The 24,251-nt window shown below is 69.6% G+C and carries 16 protein-coding genes and 1 pseudogene; 8 read left to right on the top strand and 9 right to left on the bottom strand.

Features of this window, described 5'->3' with window-relative positions; translation table 11 throughout:
* The 3 genes from HG543_RS32745 to HG543_RS32755 all read right to left on the bottom strand — a co-directional run.
* Positions 1–2,605, bottom strand: a 2,605-nt coding sequence (locus HG543_RS32745; RefSeq protein WP_211194315.1) for a serine/threonine-protein kinase, incomplete at its 3' end; no start/stop codon positions are given.
* A 170-nt stretch (positions 2,606–2,775) separates the two neighbouring features.
* The gene (locus HG543_RS32750) at positions 2,776–3,441 is read right to left on the bottom strand and encodes an exopolysaccharide biosynthesis protein (protein WP_169348854.1); all 666 of its coding nucleotides are present in this window, start codon (positions 3,439–3,441) and stop codon (positions 2,776–2,778) included.
* Between the two features lie 35 nt (positions 3,442–3,476).
* Positions 3,477–4,019 (bottom strand): DUF2378 family protein, encoded by a 543-nt coding sequence (locus tag HG543_RS32755; protein ID WP_169348855.1) that lies wholly within the window; start codon positions 4,017–4,019, stop codon positions 3,477–3,479.
* A 155-nt stretch (positions 4,020–4,174) separates the two neighbouring features.
* On the opposite strand from HG543_RS32755, the gene HG543_RS32760 reads away from it, so the two are divergent.
* Both HG543_RS32760 and HG543_RS32765 read left to right on the top strand, forming a co-directional pair.
* The gene (locus HG543_RS32760; RefSeq protein WP_246357468.1) at positions 4,175–5,383 is read left to right on the top strand and encodes a phospholipase D-like domain-containing protein; all 1,209 of its coding nucleotides are present in this window, start codon (positions 4,175–4,177) and stop codon (positions 5,381–5,383) included.
* Between the two features lie 92 nt (positions 5,384–5,475).
* On the top strand, positions 5,476–6,129 hold the full coding sequence (locus HG543_RS32765) for an NAD(P)H-binding protein (RefSeq protein ID WP_169348856.1): 654 nt from the start codon (positions 5,476–5,478) through the stop codon (positions 6,127–6,129).
* A gap of 27 nt (positions 6,130–6,156) precedes the next feature.
* Here the strand turns inward: HG543_RS32765 and HG543_RS32770 are convergent, their stop codons facing one another.
* The 3 genes from HG543_RS32770 to HG543_RS32780 form a co-directional block, all read right to left on the bottom strand.
* Positions 6,157–6,582 (bottom strand): hypothetical protein, encoded by a 426-nt coding sequence (locus HG543_RS32770; protein WP_169348857.1) that lies wholly within the window; start codon positions 6,580–6,582, stop codon positions 6,157–6,159.
* 88 nt (positions 6,583–6,670) lie between these two features.
* Positions 6,671–7,351 carry a class I SAM-dependent methyltransferase gene (locus HG543_RS32775; protein ID WP_171817895.1) on the bottom strand — a complete coding sequence of 227 codons (681 nt, stop codon included), beginning with the start codon at positions 7,349–7,351 and terminating at the stop codon, positions 6,671–6,673.
* A 140-nt stretch (positions 7,352–7,491) separates the two neighbouring features.
* Complete coding sequence (locus tag HG543_RS32780) at positions 7,492–8,463, bottom strand: LysM peptidoglycan-binding domain-containing protein (protein WP_169348858.1); 972 nt, start codon at positions 8,461–8,463, stop codon at positions 7,492–7,494.
* 188 nt (positions 8,464–8,651) lie between these two features.
* Between HG543_RS32780 and HG543_RS32785 the strand changes: the two genes are divergently transcribed.
* From HG543_RS32785 to HG543_RS32810, 6 genes are all read left to right on the top strand, one after another.
* A complete protein-coding gene (locus tag HG543_RS32785) occupies positions 8,652–10,064 on the top strand; it encodes a hypothetical protein (RefSeq protein WP_169348859.1) in 1,413 nt (470 codons plus the stop codon).
* Positions 10,065–10,099: 35 nt separating this feature from the next.
* Positions 10,100–11,356 carry an SH3 domain-containing protein gene (locus HG543_RS32790; RefSeq protein ID WP_169348860.1) on the top strand — a complete coding sequence of 419 codons (1,257 nt, stop codon included), beginning with the start codon at positions 10,100–10,102 and terminating at the stop codon, positions 11,354–11,356.
* Positions 11,357–11,681: 325 nt separating this feature from the next.
* The gene (locus HG543_RS32795) at positions 11,682–12,944 is read left to right on the top strand and encodes an SH3 domain-containing protein (RefSeq protein ID WP_169348861.1); all 1,263 of its coding nucleotides are present in this window, start codon (positions 11,682–11,684) and stop codon (positions 12,942–12,944) included.
* 39 nt (positions 12,945–12,983) lie between these two features.
* Entirely contained in the window at positions 12,984–18,509 is a 5,526-nt protein-coding gene (locus HG543_RS32800) for a hypothetical protein (RefSeq protein ID WP_169348862.1), read from the top strand.
* A gap of 6 nt (positions 18,510–18,515) precedes the next feature.
* Positions 18,516–20,696 carry a hypothetical protein gene (locus HG543_RS32805; protein WP_169348863.1) on the top strand — a complete coding sequence of 727 codons (2,181 nt, stop codon included), beginning with the start codon at positions 18,516–18,518 and terminating at the stop codon, positions 20,694–20,696.
* A 383-nt stretch (positions 20,697–21,079) separates the two neighbouring features.
* Positions 21,080–22,114: an Rpn family recombination-promoting nuclease/putative transposase gene (locus HG543_RS32810; protein ID WP_169348864.1), complete on the top strand. Its 1,035-nt coding sequence runs from the start codon at positions 21,080–21,082 to the stop codon at positions 22,112–22,114.
* Between the two features lie 82 nt (positions 22,115–22,196).
* On the opposite strand, the gene HG543_RS32815 is transcribed toward HG543_RS32810, so the two are convergent.
* The 3 genes and pseudogenes from HG543_RS32815 to HG543_RS32825 all read right to left on the bottom strand — a co-directional run.
* Positions 22,197–23,006, bottom strand: a complete 810-nt coding sequence (locus HG543_RS32815) for a carbohydrate ABC transporter permease (protein ID WP_169348865.1) — start codon at positions 23,004–23,006, stop codon at positions 22,197–22,199.
* The gene (locus HG543_RS32820; protein ID WP_169348866.1) at positions 23,003–23,881 is read right to left on the bottom strand and encodes an ABC transporter permease subunit; all 879 of its coding nucleotides are present in this window, start codon (positions 23,879–23,881) and stop codon (positions 23,003–23,005) included. The genes HG543_RS32815 and HG543_RS32820 overlap by 4 nt, the downstream gene beginning before the upstream one ends.
* Positions 23,878–24,251 (bottom strand): annotated as a pseudogene (locus tag HG543_RS32825) (ABC transporter substrate-binding protein); the annotation flags it as partial. The gene HG543_RS32820 and the pseudogene HG543_RS32825, both read right to left, overlap by 4 nt.

Raw genomic sequence — 24,251 nt, forward strand, 5'->3', positions numbered from 1 at the left:
CCACCCACGCCTCCGCCACCGGGCGCACCGGCACCGTGCCCACCACCACCGCCATGTTGGTGTAGCCCCGCGCCAGCTCCGACGACGCGCCCGCCGGCTCGCACAGGTTCAACGTGCGCAGGCCGGACCACAAGAGCGGCAGCGACTCCTGCGCGTAGATGAACGCGTCCGTCAGCCGCATCAGCAGCCGGCCCGCCACCCGCCGTACGTGCCGCCGCTCCTCCGTCTCCGCGTCGTACACGTCCGGCCGCGCGCTCTGCGCGAGCCGCAGCACCACCTGCCCCAGCGTACCCAGCGCCCAGCCCATGCGGCTGGACGGCACGGGCCAGCCGAAGTGCCGCAGCGCGTGCTCGGCGTGGGTGCGGAACGTCCCCAATTCCCCGAGCTGGAAGTAGGCCTCGGCCAGCAGCGCCTCCAGGTGCCCCAGGCACGTGGTGCTTCCGCCGAGCGCGGCCACGCTCTCCAGCGCGCGCGCCAGGAAGGGCACCGCCTCGCGGCACGCGCCCACCCGCAGCGCCTCCTCACCGGCGCGCCGTGCGTACTCCGCCTCGCGCACCGGGTCTCCCGCCGCGCCCCAGTGGTAGCAGAGCGCCGCCGTCCACTCCGAGCCGTCCCCGTGCGCCGCCACCAGCGCCTGGGCCACGCGGCGGTGCAGCGCGGGCCGCTCGGCGGCGGGCAGCTCCGCCAGCACGCCCTCGCGCAGCTTGTCGTGCGCGAAGCGCCAGCGGCCGTCCGCCACGTCCAGCACCGCCGCCGCCGCGCAGTCCGACAGCCAGCGCTCCACGTCCGCGCCGGGCGCCGCGTGCCGCAAGAGCTCCACGTCCACGTGACGGCCGACGATGGCGGCCATCCGCAAGAGCTCGCGCGAGTGCTCGGGCACCTTCTCCAGGCGCCGCTGCACCAGCCGGCGCACGCCGCCCGCGAAGACGCGCTCGGGCAGCACCATGTTGCCCAGCCGGTCCAGCCCTCCGGCCTCCTCCGCCAGCGCCCGCACCACCTCCACGAGGAAGAAGGGGTTGCCCTCCGTCTCGCGGCGAAGCAGCTCCACCAGGTGCGGCCGGGCCCCCGGTGCCCCCAGCATGGACTGGCTGAGGACCGCGATTTCCCCCGCGTCCAGCCGCGACAGCCGCAGCGGCTCCAGCCCCGGCAGCCGCGACGGCAGGTCGGGGGCCTCGTCGTCGCGGAAGCTGCCCAGGAGCAGCAGCCGCAGCCCGGACGCGCGCGAGGCGAGCCGGCCGAGCAAGAGCAGCGACTCGCTGCGCGCCCAGTGCAGGTCCTCCAGGATGACCACGGTGGGCTGGAGCAGCCGGCCGAAGACGTCCTCCACCACCTGGTGCAGGCGCGCCTGCGCCATCTCCGCGCCCAGCTCCGCCGGGTCCGGCACGGCCCGGCCCAGCAGCTGCTCCAGGTCCGGCACCAGCGGCTTGAGGACGCTGGCCTCGCGCTCCTCCAGCGGCGTGAGGATGGACAGCCAGCGCAGCACCGGACGCCACTCCTGATACGGGCTGCCACCGGCGGCCACCGACTGGCCGCGCAGCACCACCGCGCCGCGCACCAGCGCCATGGCGCGCAGCTCCTCCAGGAGCCGCGACTTGCCCACGCCGCTCTCGCCCCCCACCAGCCACGCGCCGCCGCGGCCCGCTCGCGCCGCGTCCAGCACGCCGCTCAGCCGGGCCTGCTCGCGCACGCGGCCCACGTAGCGCGCGGCCTGCAGGAAGCTCTCGCGCGTGGCGGCGGACTCCTGGGGCACGGACTGCCCGGTGGCGGCGCACAGCGCGGCGATGACCTCGTCCGCGCTCCGGGGCCGCCGCCGCGCGTCCGGAGACACCAGCCGCTCCAGCACCTTCTTCAGCGCGGGCGGGAAGCCAGACGGGGCGTCCACCTGACCCGCATGCGGCAGCCGCCCGAACATCATCTGGCACGCCATGGCGCCCACGCTGAAGAGGTCCGTCACCTCCGAGGGCGGCTGGTCCTCGAACAGCTCCGGCGCGAGGTAGCCCGGCGTCCCCGCGGGCTGGGCGCGGTGCACGTGCTCGCGTCCCACCGCCAGCCCGAAGTCCAGCACCTTCACCTGCCCGTGCGCCACCAGCACGTTGGCGGGCTTGAGGTCGCGGTGGATGATGCCGCGCCGGTGCAGGTACGCGAGCGCCGTCAGCGTCTGCACCAGCAAGTCCACCTGCACGGAGAGCGGCTGGCCGGTGCCGGCCTGCACCAGGTGCTGGGCGTCCTCCAGCAGGTCCATGGCCAGGTACGGCCGGCGATCCGCGTCGAAGCCGTAGTCGAGCACGCTGATGACGTGCGGGTGGCGCACCGACGCGAGCGTCTGGAACTCGTGCGCCAGCGACAGCGCCAGCTCATGGCGCGCGGCGGAGGACGGGGTGCCCGCGCTCGTCGGCGGCAGCCGCGCCAGGTCCTCCAACGTGCGGTGCAGCAGCTTCACCGCGACGGGGCCGGCGAGCAGGTCCTGCGCCCGCCACACCGTGCCCGCGCCGCCCCGCCCCAGGAAGGACAAGAGGCGGTAACGGCCGCCCACCACCTCGCCGTCCAGGGAACGACGAGACGCATCCTCCGTCCGGAGCTGTGTATCAAGGGGGAACTGACGCATGGGGGGCCGCCCACCCCGCATGATACCGATAAAGCGAAAATCCGCGCGGTCTGATTCCGCTCGGCCCCAGGAAGTGACACCTGGGAACATCTTGGGAACATCTTGAGACAGAAACAGTCTCACCCCGGGGTGGTAGGCCGGCGGCGGCCCCTCGCGCACCGAGCGGCGGCTCAGCCGCCGAAGAGGCTGGCCAGCCCCCGGCCGCCCTGGATGGCGCCGTAGATGAGGGCGCTGAAGTAGACGATGGTCCCCAGCGTCATGCCGTGGCCCAGGAGGATGCAGTAGCCGTCGCGCTGGAGGATGCCGATGGCGAAGAAGAGGGCCGCGAGCGCGGGCAGCGTGTTGCTGAACGGAATCAGGCCGAACGGCGCCATGAGCAGCACGCCGGCCGCGAACAGCATGAAGCCGTTGAACCGGTTGGTGCTGGAGCCGTGGGTGAGGGCCAGCAGGCGCGGCTTGCTGAGACGGTCCACGTACTTCGTGAAGACGTCGGCGCCCTTGTCCAGCGCGGGGGCAAGGCTGGCGCGCGTGAGCGACTTGTCCAGCAGCTTGCGCGGCACCCACGGCATGCGGTTGAGCGTCACACCGATGCCGATGAGCACGATGAGGGCGCCGAACACGGTGGACACGCCCGGAATCGACACCGGCAGCAGGAAGGGGAAGGTGAGGATGCAGCAGAAGAGCAGCAGGCCCTGCTCCCCACACGCCTGCATCAGCTCACGCACGGTGAGCGTCTCGGGCAGCCGCGCGGACAGGGCGCGGAGCGTGGCGGAAAGCTGGGTCTGGGCGTCCGAGAAGCCGGCGGACGAGGGCGAGGTGGGCGAAGGCGTGGACATGCGGCGCAGTGACTACCACGCCTGTAGGCCCGCGCTCAGCTCCACGCGATGTCGTACACGGCCTCCTCCCCCTCTTGCCTGACAATCCGCACGGAGGGCTGCCGGGCGCCGCTGGCCTCCAGGCCCGCCAGGAAGAGGCCCACGTAGAAGCCCGCCACCACCACCGGCCGGCAGGTGAGCGCATACCGGGTGGGCCCGAGCTGCTCCATGCGCGTCTCCAGGTAGTTGGTGCCCGTGCGCAGGTTGCGCGTCATCCGCATCAGCATCCGCTCCGGGCCCAGCAGGCGCACCGTGGCCAGCAGCGCGTTGCCGATGAGCGTGGAGCTGAAGCCCTGCACGAAGCGGCGCCCCACCACCGCGGCGCCCTCGTCCAGCGGCGCCTCCGGCGCCAGCGTGTCCGCGGCTACCCGCAGCGCCCCCACCCACACGTCCAGCGGGTATGCCGGCGCGAGCGAGCCCCGCGCGTCCACGCCCACCCGCTTCAGCCGCCCCACGCAGCGGTCGTCGAGCCGCTCTCCCAGGGCACGGATGAGACCTTCGAAGCTCTGCTGGAATACAAGGGGTTCGGGATTTTCCAAGCCCCGGCAGGCTACCCGGAGGGTCTTTGGGCCTCAATCGGACAGGTAGCCGTCACCCGGGCGTCACGGGGGTGCTCACCGGTGGACAGAGTCCTCGTCCCACAGGGTGGCGCCACCGGCCGGGGTGCCTACCTCCCAGTGTCCAGGGGGGCGATATGCGGCGATGGCTGGCCTGGGCGTTGGTGGCGGCGGTGATGACGGGCTGCGCGGCCGCCTGCACGAAGGAGCGGCCGAAGCCGTTCCAGCTCAAGGGGCCGGTGGGCTCACATGGCCCGGGGCTCGCGGTGGCGCTCTACCAGACGGTGGGCGTGCGGATGGTGCCGAGCAATCACATCCAGTGGGCCAACAACGGCGCCGTCTTCGACACCATCGCCGCGGAGATGAAGAAGGCCCGCTCCTCCATCAATGTGGTGATGTTCATCTGGCGGCCGGGGCGCGCGTCGGACCAGGTGCTGGCGGCGCTCACCGAGCGCGCCCGGGACGGGGTGGCGTGCCGCGTGCTGGTGGACCCGCTGGGCAGCCCCAACTTCGAGGCGGAGGTGAAGCCGAAGCTGGAGGCGGCCGGCTGCCGCGCGCACCTGTTCCGTCCGCTGCCCGCGGATGAGAACCTGGCGCGCAACCACCGCAAGCTGGTCATCGTGGACGGCCGGGTGGCGGTGACGGGCGGGCTGGCCATCCAGGACGAGTGGCTGGGCAATGGCCTGAGCGAGAAGCAGTGGCGCGACACCAACGTGCGGGTGGTGGGTCCGGTGGTGGCGCAGATGCAGCAGGCCTTCGCGGAGAACTGGCAGGAGGCCAGCGGCGAGCTGCTGCCGGAGACGGACTTCCCCACGCTCGCGCAGCCGGTGCCCGGCATGGACGGCGCGGGCGAGGGCTGGGCGGCCTTCGTGGGCAGCACGGCCAACCCCGAGGTGACGCGGGCCGAGCGCCTCACGCAGCTCATGGTGCGCGCGGCGCAGAAGCGGCTGTGGATTGCCCAGTCGTACTTCACCCCCAACGAGGCCCTGACGAAGCAGCTCGTGGAGCGGGCCCGCGCGGGCGTGGACGTGCGGGTGCTGGCGCCGGGAGACTTCAACGACCAGAAGGTCATCACCCTGGCCCAGCGCGCCTCGTACGACACGCTGCTGGAAGCGGGCGTGCGCATCTGGGAGTACCAGCCGTCGATGATGCACGCGAAGACGATGCTGGTGGACGACCGGCTCGTGCTGGTGGGCTCCATCAACTACGACCCGCTCTCCTTCAACCTGCTGGAGGAGGGCTCGCTGGTGCTGGAGGACGACGAGGCCGCCCGGAGCATGGAGGCGTTCTTCCTGGAGGACCTGTCGCACGCGCGCGAGGTCCGCGCCGAGCAGGCCGCGCGCTGAACAGTCGGACGCCTCCGGCCCTCACGGTGCTGGGCAGGGCCGCGCCGCTGTGCTGAAGAGGCCGCGAGCCTTCATCCCCCCGGGAGCACAGCATGGAGACATCGACCCGCCGCCTCTTCGTCGCCGGAGCCACCGGCGCCACCGGCCGCAACGTGGTGCGCCAGGGGCTCGCGCGCGGGGTGCACGTCACGGCGCACCTGCGGCCGAAGAGCGCGAGCAGCGAGCTTGCGCGGGACTGGCCCCACAAGGCGGTGGTGGAGCTGACCGACGGCGACACGCTGGCGGAGGCGCTGCGCGGGCACACCACGGTGCTGCAGCTCATCGGCACCATGCGCAAGCGCTTCGCCGCGGGCGACACGTACGAGACGAGCGACATCGGCACCACGCGGCAGCTCGTGGAGGCGGCGAAGCGCGCGGGCGTGGACCACCTCGTGCTGCTCAGCTCGGTGGGCGCGGGCCGCCCGGTGGGCGCGTACCTCAAGGCCAAGGCCGAGGCGGAGCGCCTGGTGCGAGACAGCGGCATCCCCTACACCGTGGTGCGCCCGCCCGCCTTCGAGGGCGAGTACCACAAGCCGATTCCCTTCCTGCGCACCCTCACCCGCCTGCCGCTGCTGCGCGGGATGCGGCCCATCCGCATCGAGCAGCTCGCCGCCGTCCTGCTGCGCGTCTCCGAGCAGCGCGCGCCGCTCGGCGCGGTACTGGAGGGGGACAGCCTCTGGGCCGAGGTCAGCGCGGCGGGGATGTGACGGCGGCGGGAGCGTCACCGCCTCGCCTCACCACGTGAAGGCGTGGAGCTTCACGCGCCGCGCCTCCGGGTCCACGGTGATGGTGCTGGCGTCCGCGACGAAGCCCCCGTCTCCGAGCACCAGCCGCCCCGCGTAGCTCCCGGGCTCCTGCGGATGCAGCGGGAGCTCGGCCACGTAGGCCTCGAAGTCCCCGGGCGGCAGCGTGAAGGAGATGTCCAGGCGCCAGTCCTGGAAGGCCTGGTAGCGGATCCGCAAGTCCGTGGCGCTCGGAGGCACCTGCACGGGGAAGTGCTTGTCCAGGAGCCGCCGCTGCTGCTGGGGCGTGAAGTCGTCCGTGTCCTTGTCCGTCCCCAGGAAGCCGGACGAGAACACGCTCCAGAGCACTCCTGAGCACCCCAGACACGTCACCAGCGTGCCGACGGCCCCCAGGCTCACCCACTTGCGACCTTTCAACGAGCACCTCGCACGGACGCCTCATACCACCGACGGGCGCTCCAGCCGGACCGAGCCTCCCTCGTCACCCCCGTGAAGACACCCGCGCTCAGACGCGCGCCCGGAACAGGGCCACGCACCCGTGCACCGCGACCTGCCACTCGTCGAAGCGCGTGCGGAGCGCACGCTCCAGCGACTCCCGCGTGTCCTTCTGGTTGGAGAAGATGCCCCGGCGGTTGTACGCCCGCATCAGGAGGCGCGCCTGCGCGCTCCGGGGCACGTCCCCCTGCAGGAGGGTGGAGCCGAAGAGACAGCCGCCCGGGTTGAGCAGGGGCCGGAGGTTGTCGAAGACGACGGACTTCTCGTCCATGGAGCCGGGCAGGCAGTGCAGCAGGCAGTTCAGCCCGATGGAGTCGAAGCGCGCCCCGTCGAAGTCGATGGGGTCCAGCACGTTGCGCCGGTACATCTCCGGCGCGTAGCGCGCGGCGCGGTTCGCCGCGTGCTCCAGGCTGTTGGAATTGAGGTCCATCAATGCCAGACGCGGCGAGGGCGACGGATAGCGGCAGTTCGTGATGTAGTAGCCAGTGCCCACGCCCACGTCGAGGTGGTTGTCGGACACGTTCGTGTTGTACCAATCGAGCTGCGTCGACGTGGGGCACTTCCAGACGAAGCGGTTGGAGTAACCCAGCACGCCCACGTCATAGAGCAGCCGCAGCGTCCACCGCGTGTACACGGCCTGGCCCGCGTGTACCTCGGGTGACAGCTCCAACTCCAGGGAGGGTGTTTCCATGACGGGACTCCTGGGTATGGGGTCGACCGTCACCTATACCCTGTCCGTTCTTCGACAGGGCAGTGGCCGGGAGTGCGAACCGCCGTCCCCCGCGTGGAGGGGCACCGGCTTCTCCACAGCGCGCTACATGCCCCGCGGGGCTAGAGCGAGAACATGTACGGCTGCGCCTCGGGGACCCGCTTCACGCGAAGGATGTGGCTCTGCTCCACGGCCATGCGCGGCACCGCCACGGGCCGGGGGACGCGGAGGACGCCGGGCACGTCCTCGCTGGAGAAGACATACCGGCCCTGCGCGTCCTTGCGTGTGCAGCCCACCTCCAGCAGCAGGTGGTACTGGAGCTGCTTCGGGTCCGTGGTCCCCCAGTTGAACTTCGCGAGCGCGTCCACGGTGAGGCCATACATCTCCGCGACGCTCTCCAGCGTCTCGCCGTCGGAGACCTGGTGCTCGGCGATGCGCGCCAGCACCCGCGTGGACGAGGACTCCTTGCCCTTGCTGCCCGCCTTCGAGGGCTTCTGCTGCGACCAGGGACCGCCCGTGCGCACCAGCGCCAGGGTGTTGTCCAGCGTGGCGCCGTCCAGCACGGACAGCACGTTGGCCGCGCCCTGGGGCACGTCCTTCAGGTCGATACGGCCCTCCGAGTCCGTGGTGGCCTGCTGCTCGGACTCGTCCCCGAGCTGGATGCGCAGCTTGATGCCGGAGATGGGCACGTCCGTGACGTCGTCCACCACCTGCAGCCGCAGCCACAGCGGCTCCGTGTCCACGACGGGCGGCGCCACCTCGGGCACCTCCCCGAAGTGCGGCGCCACGGTCCGCTCTGGCAGCGGCGCCCGCGCCAGCCGGAGCAGGCCGAACGAGAACAGCGCGCCCGCCTGCCGGGCAATCTCCTCCGCGCTCAGCGACGTGAAGGGCCGCGCCGTCAGGTGCCCATGCGAGTAGACCAGGTCCCGCAGCACGCGCAGGTTCCGGTCCTCCCGGGCCCACTGGAGCAGGCGGCTTTCGAGCGACCACCCCCGCCCCACATTCACGAGCTCATGGTTTTCGGGAACCGGGTCCTGCATCTCGAGAATCACATACTCGCGCAGGCCATCTCGCAGACGATGACGAAGATTCATGATGAGAGAGACTGGAGACAGACTCTGGCACGCCCGTCTGACAAAGGTCGATGACGCATGAAACGACTCATGCGCGAGTCACGCCGCACCCCTGCCCGCGAGACAGGATTTCCGGTAGGACGGTGCCAGAGGGGTGCGCGCGGGTGATTGCAAAACGAGGAAGCCTTGCCGGTCTGTCGGCTTTGTTTGTGATTGCTGCTTGCTCTGGCAACGACGGCCAGGGCTGTGGTGGAGCGCAGCAGACCTCCGCTGTCTCCCGTCCCGCACCCGAGGACCCGACCGGACGGCTGGAGGCCACCCGGCAGGAATTGGCGAAGCGGCCCTACAGCTCGGCCGCCCAGGACGACCTGGAGCGCGCGTGGCTCGACGCCGAGTTCCGGGCCCTGGACGAGGAACTGAAGGACCTCGACCGCGAGGCGGCGCCGCTGGACTTCGGAGGTTGCCCGGACCTCTCCGTGGAGGACTGCATCGCCCGGCGCATTGGCGGGCGCTACGACAGCACGTGGACGCGGGCCGAGGTGCGCGACACGGCGGTGCTGCTGCTCGTCTTCCACGCCCGCTCCGACCATGAAGAGGATACGGAGTCAGGCAACGAATTGGTCGTGTTTCACGGCAGGCTCGTGTCGGAGCCGGGCGCACCAGTCAAACTCGACCTCGTCTCCCGGAAGCTGTTCAAGGTCTCGGACGCCGTGGGCACCGCACTCGGACGGCGGGCGGTGGCGCCAGACCTGAAGGACGGCGACGTCGTCTGGGGCATCCGCTTCGAGCCCCTGGACCCGGAGGCGTTCGCCCTGGTGGACGCGCTGCCGGACGCCTGGGTCGGGCTCTACTCCAGTGACAACGGGGACAGGGTGCACAAGGGAGTGCCGGGAAACCGGGACCACTGGTACATCCTCAAGGAGCCCGAGCTCCGGATGGCCTGGCTTTCCTGGTCCGAGCAGGATGGCCGCTTCGAGCCACTCCCCCAGGTGACGAAGCGGTGGAACACCTACCACCTGGGGCCGCATCACCGGCTCTACTGGAAACCGAAGTCCGAGCCCAAGGGCTACCTGGCGCGCGGCGACCAGGAAGGAAAGGGCAACCCCTACATCCCGGCGAAGAACGTGCGTGACTCCCCGTCCGGCGACCCATCGCCCTCCCAGGAAGAAGAGGGGGAGGTTCCGGAGCAGGAGTGGTCGGAGGCGGAGCGCGCCCTGCCAGCGGAGGTGCGCGGCACGTTGGCGGCCTGCACGTGGCACAAGGCGGAGGAGCTGAAGCCCGGCCTGTATGTGGCCCAGTGCGGCTGCGGCAATCCCTGCGGCTACTCCACCTTCGTGGACGTGAAGGGTGGGCGCGTCTCCCCTGCCTTCTGGTTGCCCCTGGGAGTGGATGCCCGCGGAGAGCGCGTCGCGCTCTCCACCGAGGGGAAGATGCCCATCCGCATCGTCGGCATGTTCGACGAGCAGGAGTGGATGGTCATCCGCCGGCCCGCGGGCGACGCGACGGAGCTCTCCCAGGGCGCGGAGGTCACCTTCCAGGGCAACCGGGTGCGGCTGAAGTACCCCGACCGACGCTGGGATGACGTCGAGGAAGTGGTGAAGCTTCCGAGGAAACCCCGGTGAAATGCTCCAGCCCTCGTGCGTCGAAGGAACAGACGATGAAGCAGATGATCCGCCGGCTCTCCCTCTGGTCCGCCTGTCTGCTGGCGCTGGGCTCCACGCCGACGTGGGCCCAGCAGGCCCAGGCGGGCGGGTCCGTCTACATCCAGGGTTCCGAGGTGAACCTGCGCGACAAGGCCAGCACCACCGCCAAGGTGGTGGGCAAGGTCACCATCGCCACCGAGTGCCAGCACGTGAAGGACGCACCCAAGCAGTGGGTGCGCATCAAGTGCGGTGAAGTGGAGGGCTTCACGCTCAAGTCGCTCGTGGGCGCACAGAAGCCCACGGCCGAGGCGCTCCTGGCCCAGGCCCAGGACACCCCCCAGCCGGCGACGGCGCGGCTGGACGCCGCCATGCGCGCGGCGACGCTCGACTCGAAGAACGAGCAGGCGCTGAAGCTGCTCGCGGACCTGTTCTTCGACGTCAACTTCGAGCAACTGCTGAAGGACCGCAAGAAGGGCGGCCTTCACGAGGCCTTCATCGTGAAGCGGCGGGAGCTGGAGGACCCGAAGCGCAAGGAGACGGGTGAGGAGGGGCTCCTGCGCGAGCTGGAGAAGATTGAGTACGACTGGCACCGCTTCCAGCTTCGCCGCAATGACTTCGTCAGCGCCATGTACCGCGATGGCGCCCTCGTCGTGTACACCGGCGACTACGAGTCGCTGGATGGGATGTTCAAGCTCGAGGAGGACCAGTCGGAGTTCCGCGTCACCATCGAGTCGCGCAGCAGCTCGGCGGTGTCGGACGTGCTGAAGCTCGCGCTGGGTCAGGGCGCTCGCCCTCCGCGGGCGGACACGGAGAAGTACACCTCCTTTTATGCGGAGTACCCGGGCATGGCCATCCTCCGTCCCGAGGCCTTCCGGCTGCTACGGGCCCTGCCCCCTCGCTGGCACCTGCTGAGCGAGGAGGTAGGAGCACACTTCATCCGGTCCACCTGTGGCTGGGCGCAGACGCGGGAGCTTCGCTTCGACCTGCACCGGAGGGCCATCATGGAGTCGGGCGATGGCGACCTGGTGCGCCCTGGCAGCTTCGAGCAATCAGGCGTCAGTCGCATCACGGACATCAGCCGGAGCGGCTCGACCTACACCTTCCGGATACGCCCCATCTCGGGCGAGGAGTACACGCGGGCACTCTCGTGGCCCACCGGAACACCGGGCGTGGGTATCTGGAATGACAGCGGTCCTGGCTCCGAGGGGAGCCCCTACGCCGCGGGAGCCGCTCGGGGTATCGACATCAGGGAGCATTGCAGCGCGCAGTGACACGAGGTGCCTCGCGGGAAGCTGGCTCGGCAACCCGAAAAATCACCTCGTTGCGAATACGAAGAGGACGATGAACCTCACCACTCCGGCTGCCTGCCGCCCCATACCCTGAGCGAAGTCGTGGAACCTGGAGATGCGGGGCTGTCGCGCTCCGCTGGGCATGAATAGCCGAGCAAGCGGAGCCGTCCTTGACGCAAGAACGGAGCCTCCATCAGGCTCCGAGTTCGCGATGGCGACGCGGCCCTCCGTGTCAGGGAGGGCGCCCATACTCCCCGGGCCCGCGCGGCGCCCTCTCGCCTTCCCACGCGCTTCGAAGGAACGGACGATGAAGCAGACACTCCGCCGGCTCTCCCTCTGGTCCGTCTGTCTGCTGGCCCTGGGCGCCACGCCGACCTGGGCCCAGCAGGCCCACCAGGCGGGCGGGTCCGTCTTCATCCAGGGCTCCGAGGTGAACCTGCGCGAAAAGCCCGCCACCACCGCGAAGGTGGTGGGCAAGGTCGCCATCGCCACCGAGTGCCAGCACGTGAAGGCCGCGCCGAAACAATGGGTGCGCATCCGGTGCGGTGACGTGGAGGGCTTCACGCTCAAGTCGCTCGTGGGCGCGGAGAAGCCCACCGTCGAGCCGCTCCTCGCCCAGGCCCAGGACGCCTCCCTGGACGCCCGGGCGCGCCTGGACGCGGCCGTGCGCGCGGCGACGCTCGCTCCGGAGAACGAGCAGGCGCTGAAGCTGCTCTCGGAGCGCTTCTTCGACGCCAGCTTCGAGCAGCTCCAGAAGGACCAGCTCAAGGGCGGCCTCCGTGAGGCGTCCCTGGTGATGCGCCGGGTTCTTCAGGACGTCCCCGTCGTGAAGCGGGAGTCCGGCCCGGAGGGTGTCACCCGGGAGTTGGAGAAGATCGAGTACGACTGGCACCGCATCGAGTTCCGCGGCAATGCCTTCGTCAGCGCCATGTACCGGGGCGGCGCGCTCGCCGTCTACGCCGGCGCCTTCTCCTCCGCGACGAGCCTGTACAAGCTCGAGCTGGAGGACCGGGACGAGGAGTTCCGCGTCGTCATCCAGTCTCGGAGCAGCACACCGGTGTCGGAGGTCCTGCAGCGCGCGCTGCGGCAGGGCGCGCGCACGCCCACCCCGGATGAGGAGAAGTATTCCGCCACCCATCAGGAGTCACCCGACATGCCCGCGCTGAGCGGGGAGTCGCTCCGGCACTATCTCTCGCTGCCCTCGCGCTGGTACACGCTCTCGGAGTCGGACAGCGGTGAGTACATTCTCGACACGAGCTGCGGGCTCTGGGGCGTCGACCTCCGCATGGACCTCCACCGGCGGGCGAGCATCTGGTGGCGGCGCTTCCAGGGCGGTGGGGAGGCCACCGAGTCAGTCATACGCGTCGTGGGTGTCTCCAAGACGCCGGGTGGGTATCAGCTCCAGCTGCGCTACCGGAGCGGGTTCCAGAAAACCCTCACACTCAGCTGGCCCACGAGCGTGGCCAACATGGCCCGCTGGGACCTGGGTCCGCCCAACGAGACAAAATATTACGCCGTCGCGAACTCCCGGAACGTCCGGGTCGTGAACACCGGGTGTCGGCTGGAGTAGCGCGGCAGCGGTCGTGCATCAGAGGGGGAGTCGGGTTTCATGGGCATCAAGCGTCAGTTCCACCTGGACGAAGACAAGGGTGTCGGCCACCGCCAGAACATCATCGAGGAGAAGGACGGGAAGCTCCTCCGCGTCTTTCCGGTCGACAACTACGAGTTCCCCCAGGAAGTCAAAGACAGGGCCCGGGAGTGGCACGTCCTCAAGGTGCCGCTGCTGGGGCAGCAGCTCATCAAGGAAGAGCAGGAGCCGGACTGGTGCGGGCGGACCTCCGCCTCGATGGTCTACAACTACTTCCAGCTCATCAAGGGCGGAGACCCGCGCCAGCACTACATCACCCACTCGCGGGCGGGGGACCCGGAGTGCCATCTGGACCTCCGGTATCCCGGCGGGGAGCGGGCCTTCCTCGGGCCGCCCTACGATGACAACCTTCCGAAGCGGGGATGGACGGCCTTTCCGTCGTCGAACACGTACGAAATCCAGTCCGGCAAGCTGCCCAGGGGCGCGGAGAACGGCCCGATTCCCCTCCCCCTCAACGAAATCTTCCCCGCGCAAGGCCCGCGCCCGACAGGCGTGGGCCGCATCCTGCGCTACGAGAACCCCGGGGACGGAGAGGAGCTCGGGCACCTGCTGCCGGACAGCATGCGGTCGGAAGCGGACGCCATCAAGAACAGCGAGGAGCGCGCCCAGGAGCGCTTCGCGCATATCATCGAATGCCTGCGGGCCAACAACCCGGTCGTCATCTACACGGGCATCGGCTTCCGGAGCCAGCGGCACAAGGTCAACCCCCGCCACATCATCGTCATCAGCGGCTACTGCATCCTGGAGCTGGGCGGCGAGCGAACGCTCTGGCTGGTGACCGCGGACCCTTCCACCAAGGTCGAGCTGGCGAAGACACGGCTCCTCGCGCCCAAGAGCGAGTCCTACGTGGACCTGGGCGCGAAGCTCGAGTCCCACCACGCGCTCTTCCGGATGCGCTCCGGCATGCTGAACGAGGCGCTCAAGATGAAGGGCTTCGCCTCCTTCAACCTGGTGCGCGCCACGGCCTTCTTCGGGAAGAACCCCGACGCGCTGGACACGCCCTACGACCGGTACCTGGACCACTCGGCCACCCGCGGCGGCCGCTACCTCTACCGCGCCACGAAGACCGAGGTCCCCGCCGAGGTGGTGGACAGCAGCTTCAGCAAGCCGAGGTACAGCTTCCCGCTGCGCGGCAGCGCCACGTCGAGCCACCCGTGGCAGTGCTATTACAACAACGAGTCGCTCGACACGGGCATCGGTGGCTACTACGTGCTCGGCCTCCAGCGGAACCTGCACGGCGGCGTCCACCTCTTCCCGCCTCCGCACCTGAGCCTCGCGCCCGTCAGCGCCGTGGCGCCGGGCTATGTCGTGGCGGCCCGGCTCCCGGGTGAGCACTCCCCGAGCCTCGTGGCTGGCGTCGCCGAGGCGCTCGGCAACTGGCCGGGCTTCGTGCTCCTCCGCCACGAGCTGGAGGAGCGCACTCCGGAGGACGGGAAGCCCACCGGCAAGCAGGGGGCGTTCTACACGCTCTACATGCACCTGCGCTCCCCGAAGTACCCGGCGGCCGACGCCCTGGAGCAGGAGGCCCGGGAGGAGGAGCTCGACGCGTACTTCAAGAACGTGCCCTGGTTCCAGAAGCTGTACCAGCAGCGCTTTGGCGCCTGGGTCAGCCTCTCGGAGGAGGACAAGGAAGCCCCGCCGGGCACGGTGCGGTGGGCCGCGCGTCCCGTCGACGCTGGCAAGAACAAGCTCACGGAGGCGGGCGCCACGGCGAGCGTCCAGGAGCACAAGGTGCATGGGGACAAGGGCGCCATCGCCACCATCACCGTGCGCACCGGTAACGGTCAGGCGAACTGGATCTACAAGCCGCCTCCCGGCAACCTCCAGGCGGCGATGAAGGCCATGACCACCGGCAAGGTGGTCACCTTCGACGAGCCCTTCTTCCCGGTGAAGACCGGCGACCTGCTCGGCTACGCGGGTCCCCTCCCCGGCCAGCAGGCGACGTCCCAGGTGAGCTTCCCGATTCCCGCCGACCCGGAGGTGCCCGGCAGGCGCAAGCAGTTCAGCCTGCGCTCGGGCTTCCTCCACTTCCAGCTCTTCTGCCCGCAGGAGGAGAAGGAGAACGGCATCCGGCTGCTCAGCGAGCTGGTGCAGAAGCTCAAGCTCGTCGAGGGTGAGCCGGCCACGTTCGTCGAGGTGAAGGAGGACCAGGAGGACAACTTCCTGGAGGTGCCCGAAATCGAGACGAAGCTCAAGACGTCGCTGCCGAAGGAGGACCAGGGCCCCTTCGGCGAGGCGACCGCGGACATCTTCAAGGCGGCCAGCACCATCCAGCGCAGCAGCAGGAACTACGGGGCGCTGCTCGCGTCGATGCTCGACCAGCACACCTCGTTCGCTCCGAAGGTGGAGAAGCCCGACTGGAGCTCCCCCTGCTGCCGCTTCGCCTATCCCATGAAGCTGGAAGTGCAGGCGATGTACCTGCCCAAGCCCGAGCAGAACACGATGGTCACCGGGGGGCGCTACGAGCTGGAGCTGTGCTTCGAGCAGGAGGTGGACAACGCGTGGGTGCGCATGGAATGCCCCCGCGGCGGCTGCGGCGGCACCGATGCGCTGGGCCGCAAGGTGTGCAAGCCCGCCATCCTCGAGCTGGACGCGAACAAGCTCGCCTCCGCACGGGACGGCATCATCCCGCTCTTGCTGAAGGTGCCCGCCATGGCGGAGCGGATGACGCTCAAGGCGAAGGCCGGCTTCTTCATCGAGCAGTCCGTCTCGCTCCTCGGCGCGGATGGCCAGCTGCTCGCGCAGGGCATCACCCGGCGCTGGCGCAACGTGCGCCTCGTCCAGAAGAACGAGTGGACGTCCGACAACGTCCAGACGGTGCTGGAGAAGGTGAACAAGGCGCTCGGAATCGAAACCGACGAGGCGGCCCAGAAGACGGTGGCCGAGATTGCCTGGTGTGACCCGACGAAGGAGGCGCACATCGCGCGCATCCCTCCGCTGAGCGACAAGGCGCCCGACGCGCCGAAGGCAAAGCTCTTCGAGGCCGGAGGCTGGCTCGCGCCGGCCAGCAAGCTGGAGAACCTGCACCCGGTGACGGGAGTGTGGCTGCTCAACGTGCTGGACAAGCAGAAGCGGGCCTGGGTCCGGGACGAGTGGGCCGTTCCCTCGTTCCGGCAGGAGGACCCGCGCCCGCTGTGCGCCGGGTGGGTGGCGAAGCAGGACGCGCGGAGCGTGGGGGACACCGCCACCGCGGTCATCATCGACGAGGACTTCGGCTACGACGCGCAGAACCGCGTCACGCTGCTCGCCAGGCAGGACCCGCATGAGCTCGTGCTGGCCGAGGGCCGGGAGTTCGGTCCGGGCGGGAACCTCATCCAGCCGGTGCAGACCGCCTTCTGGGGAGCCTGGGACCTGGTGGTCGCCGATACCGCCACGCCGCCCCAGCCCCTGGAGCCCAAGGCCCAGCCCCCCTTCCTCACGCGGACGATTACCGTCCCCCGGCCGAAGCTCCAGGGCGAGCAGGCGGTGGGCGAGCCCGTCACCGCCGAGCGCCCCCAACGACTGGCCGACGGGAGCTGGCGCTGGCGGCTCCAGTTCGCGACACCCGCGCCCCGGGAGCTCTCCGGGTTCATCCTGCTGCGGACCGCCACGAGCGAGGCGGGCCCCGGGCTTCCCCACCCGGAGCGGGTGCTGCCCGTCACGGCGCGCTCGCTGGTGGGCGTGAAGGCGCCCGCCATCGACAGATTGCACTTCCTCTTCGACGAGCGGGACGGCCAGAAGGACTTCATCGTCAACCTGACGCCGGAGGGCCATCAGCTCTACAAGACCGACGCGAAGCTGTTCCTCGTCGATGGGCATGTCCGGTACCGCGATTGCTTCAAGGCCATGGACATCCGGCTGGGCTGGGGGCTCGTGAAGGGGCTGGCCCGGCTCAAGGCGAAGGGGGTCGACGTCAAGCTGGCGTCCCTGGGCGAGGACGGGCACTCCTGCTCGCTCAAGCCCACGGCGGAGCTCAAGCGCTACGAGGCCGCGGGGGCGAAGAAGCTGGGCGTGAGCTCCATCGGCCTCGTGGAGCTGGTGTTCGACCCGGTCGTCTGCAACGAGTCGAAGGCGCTCGCCTCGTGGGTCTTCGACGAGCAGCGACAGACCCTCCTCAACAGCAGCATCACGGCGAGAGAAAACCTGCTCGGCCCGCTGAAGTACGCCGCGTACCAGAAGGCGTACCGCGAGGGCCATGGCGTGAAGCTGCACCAGGGGCTCGCCGCGGCGATGTGGCACGTCGAGAAGGCGCTCACGCCGAAGCCCGGCCTCATCATCGAGCGAATCGACGCCTCGGGCCTGAGCTGCATCATCGACGCCTCCGCGAAGGGCGCGGCGGGCAAGGTGCGCGCGGCCGCGGCGACTGGAGGCTTCGAGGTGACGGAGGCGGACCCGGCGCGGAAGTCCCGCCTGCGGCTCACCGTGAATCCCTCCGCGGAGACCTCGGTGGTGACCACGTTCCACCCGGGCCGCCTCTTCGAGAGCGTCGCCCAGGGCGACCTGGAGCCGGGCGTCGACCTCTTCTACTGGTTCGACTTCGTGGCCCTCAACGGCCAGCCCTTCCTCTACCGCAGCCCCGGAGAGAACAGCGGCGAGGGGGACGGCGCGCTCACGCTGGCGGAGTTCGAGGCGCTGAAGGCGAAGACGTCCGAGCCCCTTCACGCCACCCACGAGGGGCCCGGCCGGTACCGGAAGGTGGCCCTCCAGGGCGCCCTCACCTTCCTGCCCGCGCCGAGGACGGGCAGCTGCGAGCTGGAGATCTCCGTCGTGGCCCGCGGCGCGCCGGAGGACCTGAGCCGGTACACGGCCACCTTCTCGCGGAAGGCCCCCAAGTCCAAGAAGTGGGAGCCCCTCAAGGGCTTCACGAAGCTGCGGCCGGAGAAGCTCGAGGTCCAGGGGGACGGCACGGCGGCGGACTGGCTGCTCGCCGCGCGCGTGCCCTACCCGGCGAAGCCCGTCGACGGCGAGACGGAGTTCAAGCTGGAGCTGGTCGCCACCGCGGGCTCGGACTGCGAGCCCCGGCATCTGGAGGTGACGGGCGCCTACGACTTCAAGCCACGGTGGGTGGGCGACCTGAAGGTGGAGCAGAAGGGAAACACCCTGGTGCTGAGCTGCCACGCCGAGGGAGTCGAGGTGCCCGTCCCGGGCCTGACGACCAAGGCCGCCTGGAACGTCGCTCGCGAGTTCGAGCTGGTCGTCACCCCGGACGAGGTGGGCTCGCACCTGTGGAGCATCAAGCCGAAGCTGTCGGACCACATCCTGTACGCCACCCCGTCGCACAAGCCGAAGCGCGGCGGCTGCGACACGCAGGGCGACTTCGTCGCCACCGTGGACGTCTATGCGCTCAAGCCGGATGTGCCGTACACGTTCACCCTCCGGCGCGCGGACAAGCTGCCCGTGCGGGAGACGGTGATGCCCGAGCTGAGCGTGACCTTCACGCATGTGATGGAGCAGCCGCCGCTCGAACCGGAGACCTCCCCGAGACCCCGCCTGCACCCCGCGGAATAGACAGACATGGAACAGACCCAAGACACTCCCGCGCCGGAGTCACACGGCGACTGTCAGTTCCCGCTCGGCTACGACGGCGTCGTGCGCATCCGCGCGGCGCCGCACCTGGTGCTCACGCCCAGGCCGCAGCAACAACCCATCCTGATGGGCCTGAGCGACTGGCAGGTGCAGGTGGGCGGCACCTGCGAGAACCTGGCGGGCAACGTGCCCTGCCGGCTCGAGTGGCTCGTCCGCAGCGACAGCTTCGCAGAGAAGCGGGTGTCGCACCGGAGGGAGACGTTCCTCGTGCCCGCTGGCAAGAGCTTCCAGGTGCGCGAGAAGGACGGGCCGCTGAAGGTGTCCGTCTTCGAGCTGGGGCTGATGGGTACGGGCAGCCTGGGCTTCCGGGTGGAGCCGCTGCTGTTCGGCAATCAGCCCTTCGAGGTGAAGCCCGGGGAGGACGCGTCCATTCCCTTCGACCTGGTGGCGCGCATCGGCTTCGGGCTCGCGCCCGCGGAGCTGACGTACAGCTGGCTGCCGGACTTCATCGAGCGGAACGTCCGCAGCCAGCTGGTGGGCTCGGTCATCCAGCTCAAGCCGGACTTCAGCCCCCTCTTCAACGGGCTCGATGCCACGCTGGACATCTACCCCACGCCCCTCGAGGGGCTGCAGCCCGACAAGAACGCGACGGTGCGCATCGAGTGGGAGATTGGCCACCCCGAGTCGCCGCCGAAGCTGCTCTGGCGGATTGGTTACCTGGCGGTCAAGGGCGGGCAGGACGAGGTGCTGGCCAACCGGCCCGCGGCCATCGGGGCCATGGAGTCCTCCGAGACGCTGTCCTTCCAGTACAACCTGCGCCTCTCCAAGAAGCCCCCGGCCGCGCCGGCCCCACCGCCCGCGCCGCAGGGCAAGAAGGGCAACAAGAAGCCACCGCCGCCGCCCCCGGCGCCTCCCGTGGAGCGGATGAACGCGGACCCGCGGCACGCGCTCACCGTGCCCCGGCCGCGCCTGAAGACCTTCTCGGTGGGGCTCGAGGACAGCAAGCTGATGGTCCGGGGCGGGTTCGAGAACTTCAGTGACTCCGTCGTGCTCGACCTGACGGTGAAGCCCTACGTCCGTGTGGCCCAGGGCGAAGAGGGGTGGCGGGTGGAGGAGATGGATGACCACTTCCGCAACCTCCTGGAGAACAGCCGCAAGCAGGCGAGCTACACCCTGCAGCACACGGAGAAGCAGTTCGCGGCCGTCAACGTCTGCCTGCCAGAGGATGTCTTGATTCTGCTGGCGGAGTTCGAGACGGTGTCGGTGTCGCTGGAGAAGGGCGCCTTCGAGCGGGAGCTGTTCGACCTGAAGCGGCTGCCACCGCACTACGTGCAGGTGCTCAAGCAGGCCGAGGGGCTGCAGGTGCTCGCGACGATGAAGCCCACGCCGGTCTCCGGCACGCGGGAGGTGCCCTTCTGGGCGCTCGCGGACTACGAGGCGAGCGAGCCCAAGGGGACCACCGGCTTCCCGGCCTTCGAAGGGGGCTCGTTCGTGTCCCGGGTGTTCGCCACGGGGGTCAGCACGGATAACACGGTGGACCTGTCGGGCACGGTGGCCCGGCTCGTCTCCCCCATGCCCGTCGTGCCGCCCGAGCTGCAGGAGGAGTTCGAGCTGTTCGTGAGCACCATCTGCGGCGAGGCCATCGGCGAGAGCGAGGCCTCGTGGCGAGGCGTGGCGCACACCATCATGAACCGCGTGGCGCGCAAGTACGAGATCTGGGAGGAGTGCCTCACGCCGACGGAGATCATCAAGAGAACGGGCTTCAACGGCTGGAATCACCCGAACGCCGAAACCGCCCGCGCATACCTGAAGTCGCCCATGAACGGCTCACTGACGTACCGGAACCAGATGGCGAAGCTCCTCTCCATCGTGACGCCCATCTACATGCGCATGGCCGCAGACAACTGCTGGGACGTGGTCTTCTTCTACAGCCCGGAAGCGCAGAAGGCGCTGCGTAAGAAGGACCCCGAGAAGTACAAGAGCGACATTCCGGCCTTCGTCGACCAGGACAAGGGTGGGAAGAAGGAGCTGGTCGAAATCACCTCCAAGGTCCTCGGCCAGGAGAAGGACGACTTCAAGTTCTACAACTTCAAGCGTCCCGAGCAGAACCGGCGGCTGACGACGGACGAGATTGAACAGGCCAAGGCCGCGCGAGTGAAGAAGAAGTAGGGGGGAAGTACCTCGAGCAGCTCGAGACCGACTGGGCCGCGCTGGAGCAGGGGGCCCTCGCCACCCTGGAGCCCGAGGACGACGAACCGGCCCTGCAATCACGGCCTCGGCCCTGTCTCCGGACGGCAGCGAGGCTGTCTTCACGCGGTCCGGGCATCTCGCCGTCATGAGGGACAGGCACGGAGAGACTCGCGTGCTGAGCATGTCGCGAAAGCGGACGTGGGACGAGCGCTACTTCGGAGGACGCGTGCTCGCCATCAGCCCGAACGCGAGCCCGCGGTACAACTACAAGCCCGTGGCGTATGAGCAGGTGCGGTAGTTCCCGCCGGGGGTCCACCCCGGCCCTGCCTGTGGCCCGGCGCGTGCTTTGGGCCCGGCTCACCATGTCGGGACCGCATGACCTCTTCGTTCGCTACACCTTCGGCCACCCCGAGCGCGCCGCGGCCGAGCTGCGCGCCGTGCTGCCCGCGTACGTCGTCTCGGAAGTGGACTGGGCGTCTCTGCGCAGGGAGTCCGGCAGCGTCGTGGACCCGGAACTCCGGGGAACCGAGAGCGACCTGCTCTTCATCGCGCGCCTGCACTCGGGTCACCCGGTGTTGCTGTACGTGCTGCTGGAGCACCAGTCCACGGTGGACCCGTGGATGGCGCTGCGCATGCTGCGCTACGTGGTGCGCCAATTGGAGCGCTGGCGTCAGGAGCACCCGGATAGCACCGTGCTCCCGCTCATCATCCCGCTGGTCATGTACCACGGGCCGGAAGGGACCTGGACGGCGCCGCGCCGGGTGGAGGAGCTCTTCTGGCTGCCTGAGCACGACCCGGAGCGGTGGCGCGCGCTGGTGCCGCGCTTCGAGTACCTGGTCGACGACTTGACGGCCGAGCGCGAGGAGGCGCTGAAGGCGCGGCCCGGTCCACCGCTGGCCCGGTTGGCGTGGCTGACTTTGCGTTACGGACGGAGCAGTGAACTGGCCTTGAAACTGCCGGAGTGGGCGGCGCTCTTCGCCCAGGTGCAGGCAGGCTCTCAGGGCGCCGAGCAACTGATTGTGGTCATCCGCTACCTTCTGCTGGTGGGGAACGAGGCGGCGCGTGAAGCGACCGGACGGATGTTAAATTCGATGCTGGGTCAGCAGCGAACGGAGGAACTCATGCGTGGCTGGGGAGAGGAGCTCATCGAGAAGGGACTCCAGCAGGGCCTGGAGCGGGGCATGGCGCAGGGTCTGGAGCGGGGTCTGGCGCAGGGAATGCTCCGAGGACGTGCCGAGGACATCCTGCGGATACTCGCCGCGCGGGGCGTGCACGTGCACGAGGAGGCCCGCCAGCGCATCCTCACCTGCACGGACATGGCCACGCTGGAACGGTGGTTCGACAAGTCCCTGAACGCCACCACCCTCTCGGCGGTGCTCGACGACCCGGCACAGTAGTCAGTCGAGGCGGGACAGGGCCCACCGCCTCGCGTCATTACAGCGGGCGAAACCGACGTGCAGACTCCCATCTGCCCCTGGACTACTCCTTCACCGCCCCCGCCGTGAGCCCGGACACAATCCGCCGCTGGAACAACACGGTGAGCACCACCAGCGGCAGCGTGGCCACCACGGAGGCAGCGGCAATCTCTCCCCAGGGCTCGCGGTACTCGCTGGCGAACAGGCTGATGGCCACCGGCACCGTGCGCTTCTCCGGCGTGGAGAGGAACGTCAGCGCGTAGAGGAACTCGTTCCACGCGAAGATGAAGACGAGAATCGCCGTCGTCGCCAGCCCCGGCGCCGCCAGCGGCAGCAGCACCCGCCGGAACGCCTGGAACGGCGTGCACCCGTCCACCCTCGCCGCGCGGTACAGCTCGTCTGGCAGTTGCCGGAAGAACGACGTCAGCACCCACAGCGTCAGTGGCAGGGCGAACGTCGCATAGGGCAAGGCCAATCCAATCAGGCTGTCCCGCAACCCCACCGCGCGCAGGATGAGGTACAGCGGGCTCACCGTGGCGATCGGCGGAAACATGCTCACCGCCAGCGCCGCGCTCAACAGCAGGCCCCTCCCCCGGAACTCCAGCTTCGCCAGCGCGAAGGCCGCCGCCGCGCCCATGGTGAGACAGAACAGCGTCGTCAGAGCCGCCACCAGCAACGAGTTCGCCACCACCCGCAGGAAGGGCCGGCCCCACAGCACGCTCGCGTAGTTCTCCACCGTCAGGTGCGAGGGCCACGGCCGCGTCAATTCGCCGTCCGGCCACAGGCTCGTCAGCACCTGCCAGAAGAACGGGCCCAGGAAGAACGTGAGGAACGCCACCACCGCCAGCGCCGTGCCCAGTCCCGGCCGCTTCATCGCGCGCCCTCCTCACGCCCCAGCAATCGCAGCCACACCACCGCCAGCAACACCACACACAAGAACGTCGCCACCGACAGCGCGCTGCCGTACCCGAAGTCCCCCGAGCGCATCAGTGTCTTGTATGCGTAGATGCTCAGCGTCTCCGTCGTGTTCGCGGGCCCGCCTTCCGTCAGCACATAGATGGCGTCGAACACGCGGAACGCATCCAGCGAGCGGAACAGCAGCGCCAGCAACAGCGCCGGCTTCAGCAGCGGCAGGGTGATGGACCGGAACGCCCGCCACGCCGACGCGCCGTCCACCCGGGCCGCCTTGTAGAGGTCCTCGGGAATGCCTTGCAGCCCCGCGAGCACCAGCAGCGCCACGAAGGGCGTCGTCTTCCACACGTCCACCAGGATGGCGGCGTGCAGCGCATAGCCCGGAGCGCCCAGCCAATTGATGTCATTGCCGGGCAGCAGCCGGTTGATGACGCCGTACTCCGGATTGAACATCCACGCCCACAGCCTCGCGCTGACCACCGTGGGAATGGCCCACGGCACCAGCACGGAGGCGCGCAAGAGCCCGCGCCCCGGGAAGGCCCGGTTGAGCAGCAGCGCCAGCGGCACCGCCAGCAGCACCTCCACCGTCACCGCCACCAGCGTGAAGTACGCCGTGTTCCCCAGCGCCGCCCAGAAGCGCGCGTCGCTCAGCAGGAATGCGTAGTTGTCCAGACCCGTGAGCCGCCGCTCACCGAAGACGAGGATGAAGCGGTGCAGGCTCAGCCACACCGCCGCGAGGATGGGGTACAGCGCCACGCCCAACAGCACCAGCACCGCCGGCGCCACCAGCAGGTACGCCTGCCGCCGCTCCCGCTCCAGCGAGCCGCCGCCCTTCACTCGCGCACCCCCGTCAAGTGGTCCACCTGCCGCTGCGCCCGCTTCAGCGACTCCTCGGGCGTGCGCAGCCCCGCCACCGCCGCGGAGAACTCGCTCTGCAGCACGTCCGAGATGAGGTTGTAGTACGGCGACACCGGACGCGGCCGTGCGCGCTCCACCATCCGCTTCAGGTCCGCGATGAACGGGTCCGCCTCGCGCAGGCGCGGGTCCTCGTACACCGCCGGCCTCGGCGGGTTGCGCGCGTAGTGCTGCGCCAGCACCAGGTTCGCCTCCGGCGACGTCAGGTGCGCGATCAGCTTCGCCGCCAGCCTCCGCCGCTCCGGTGACACGTGCGCGTTCACCGCGAGCTGCCACCCGCCCAGCGTCCCCC

It is taken from the genome of Pyxidicoccus fallax, from assembly GCF_012933655.1.
Taxonomy (GTDB): domain Bacteria; phylum Myxococcota; class Myxococcia; order Myxococcales; family Myxococcaceae; genus Myxococcus; species Myxococcus fallax.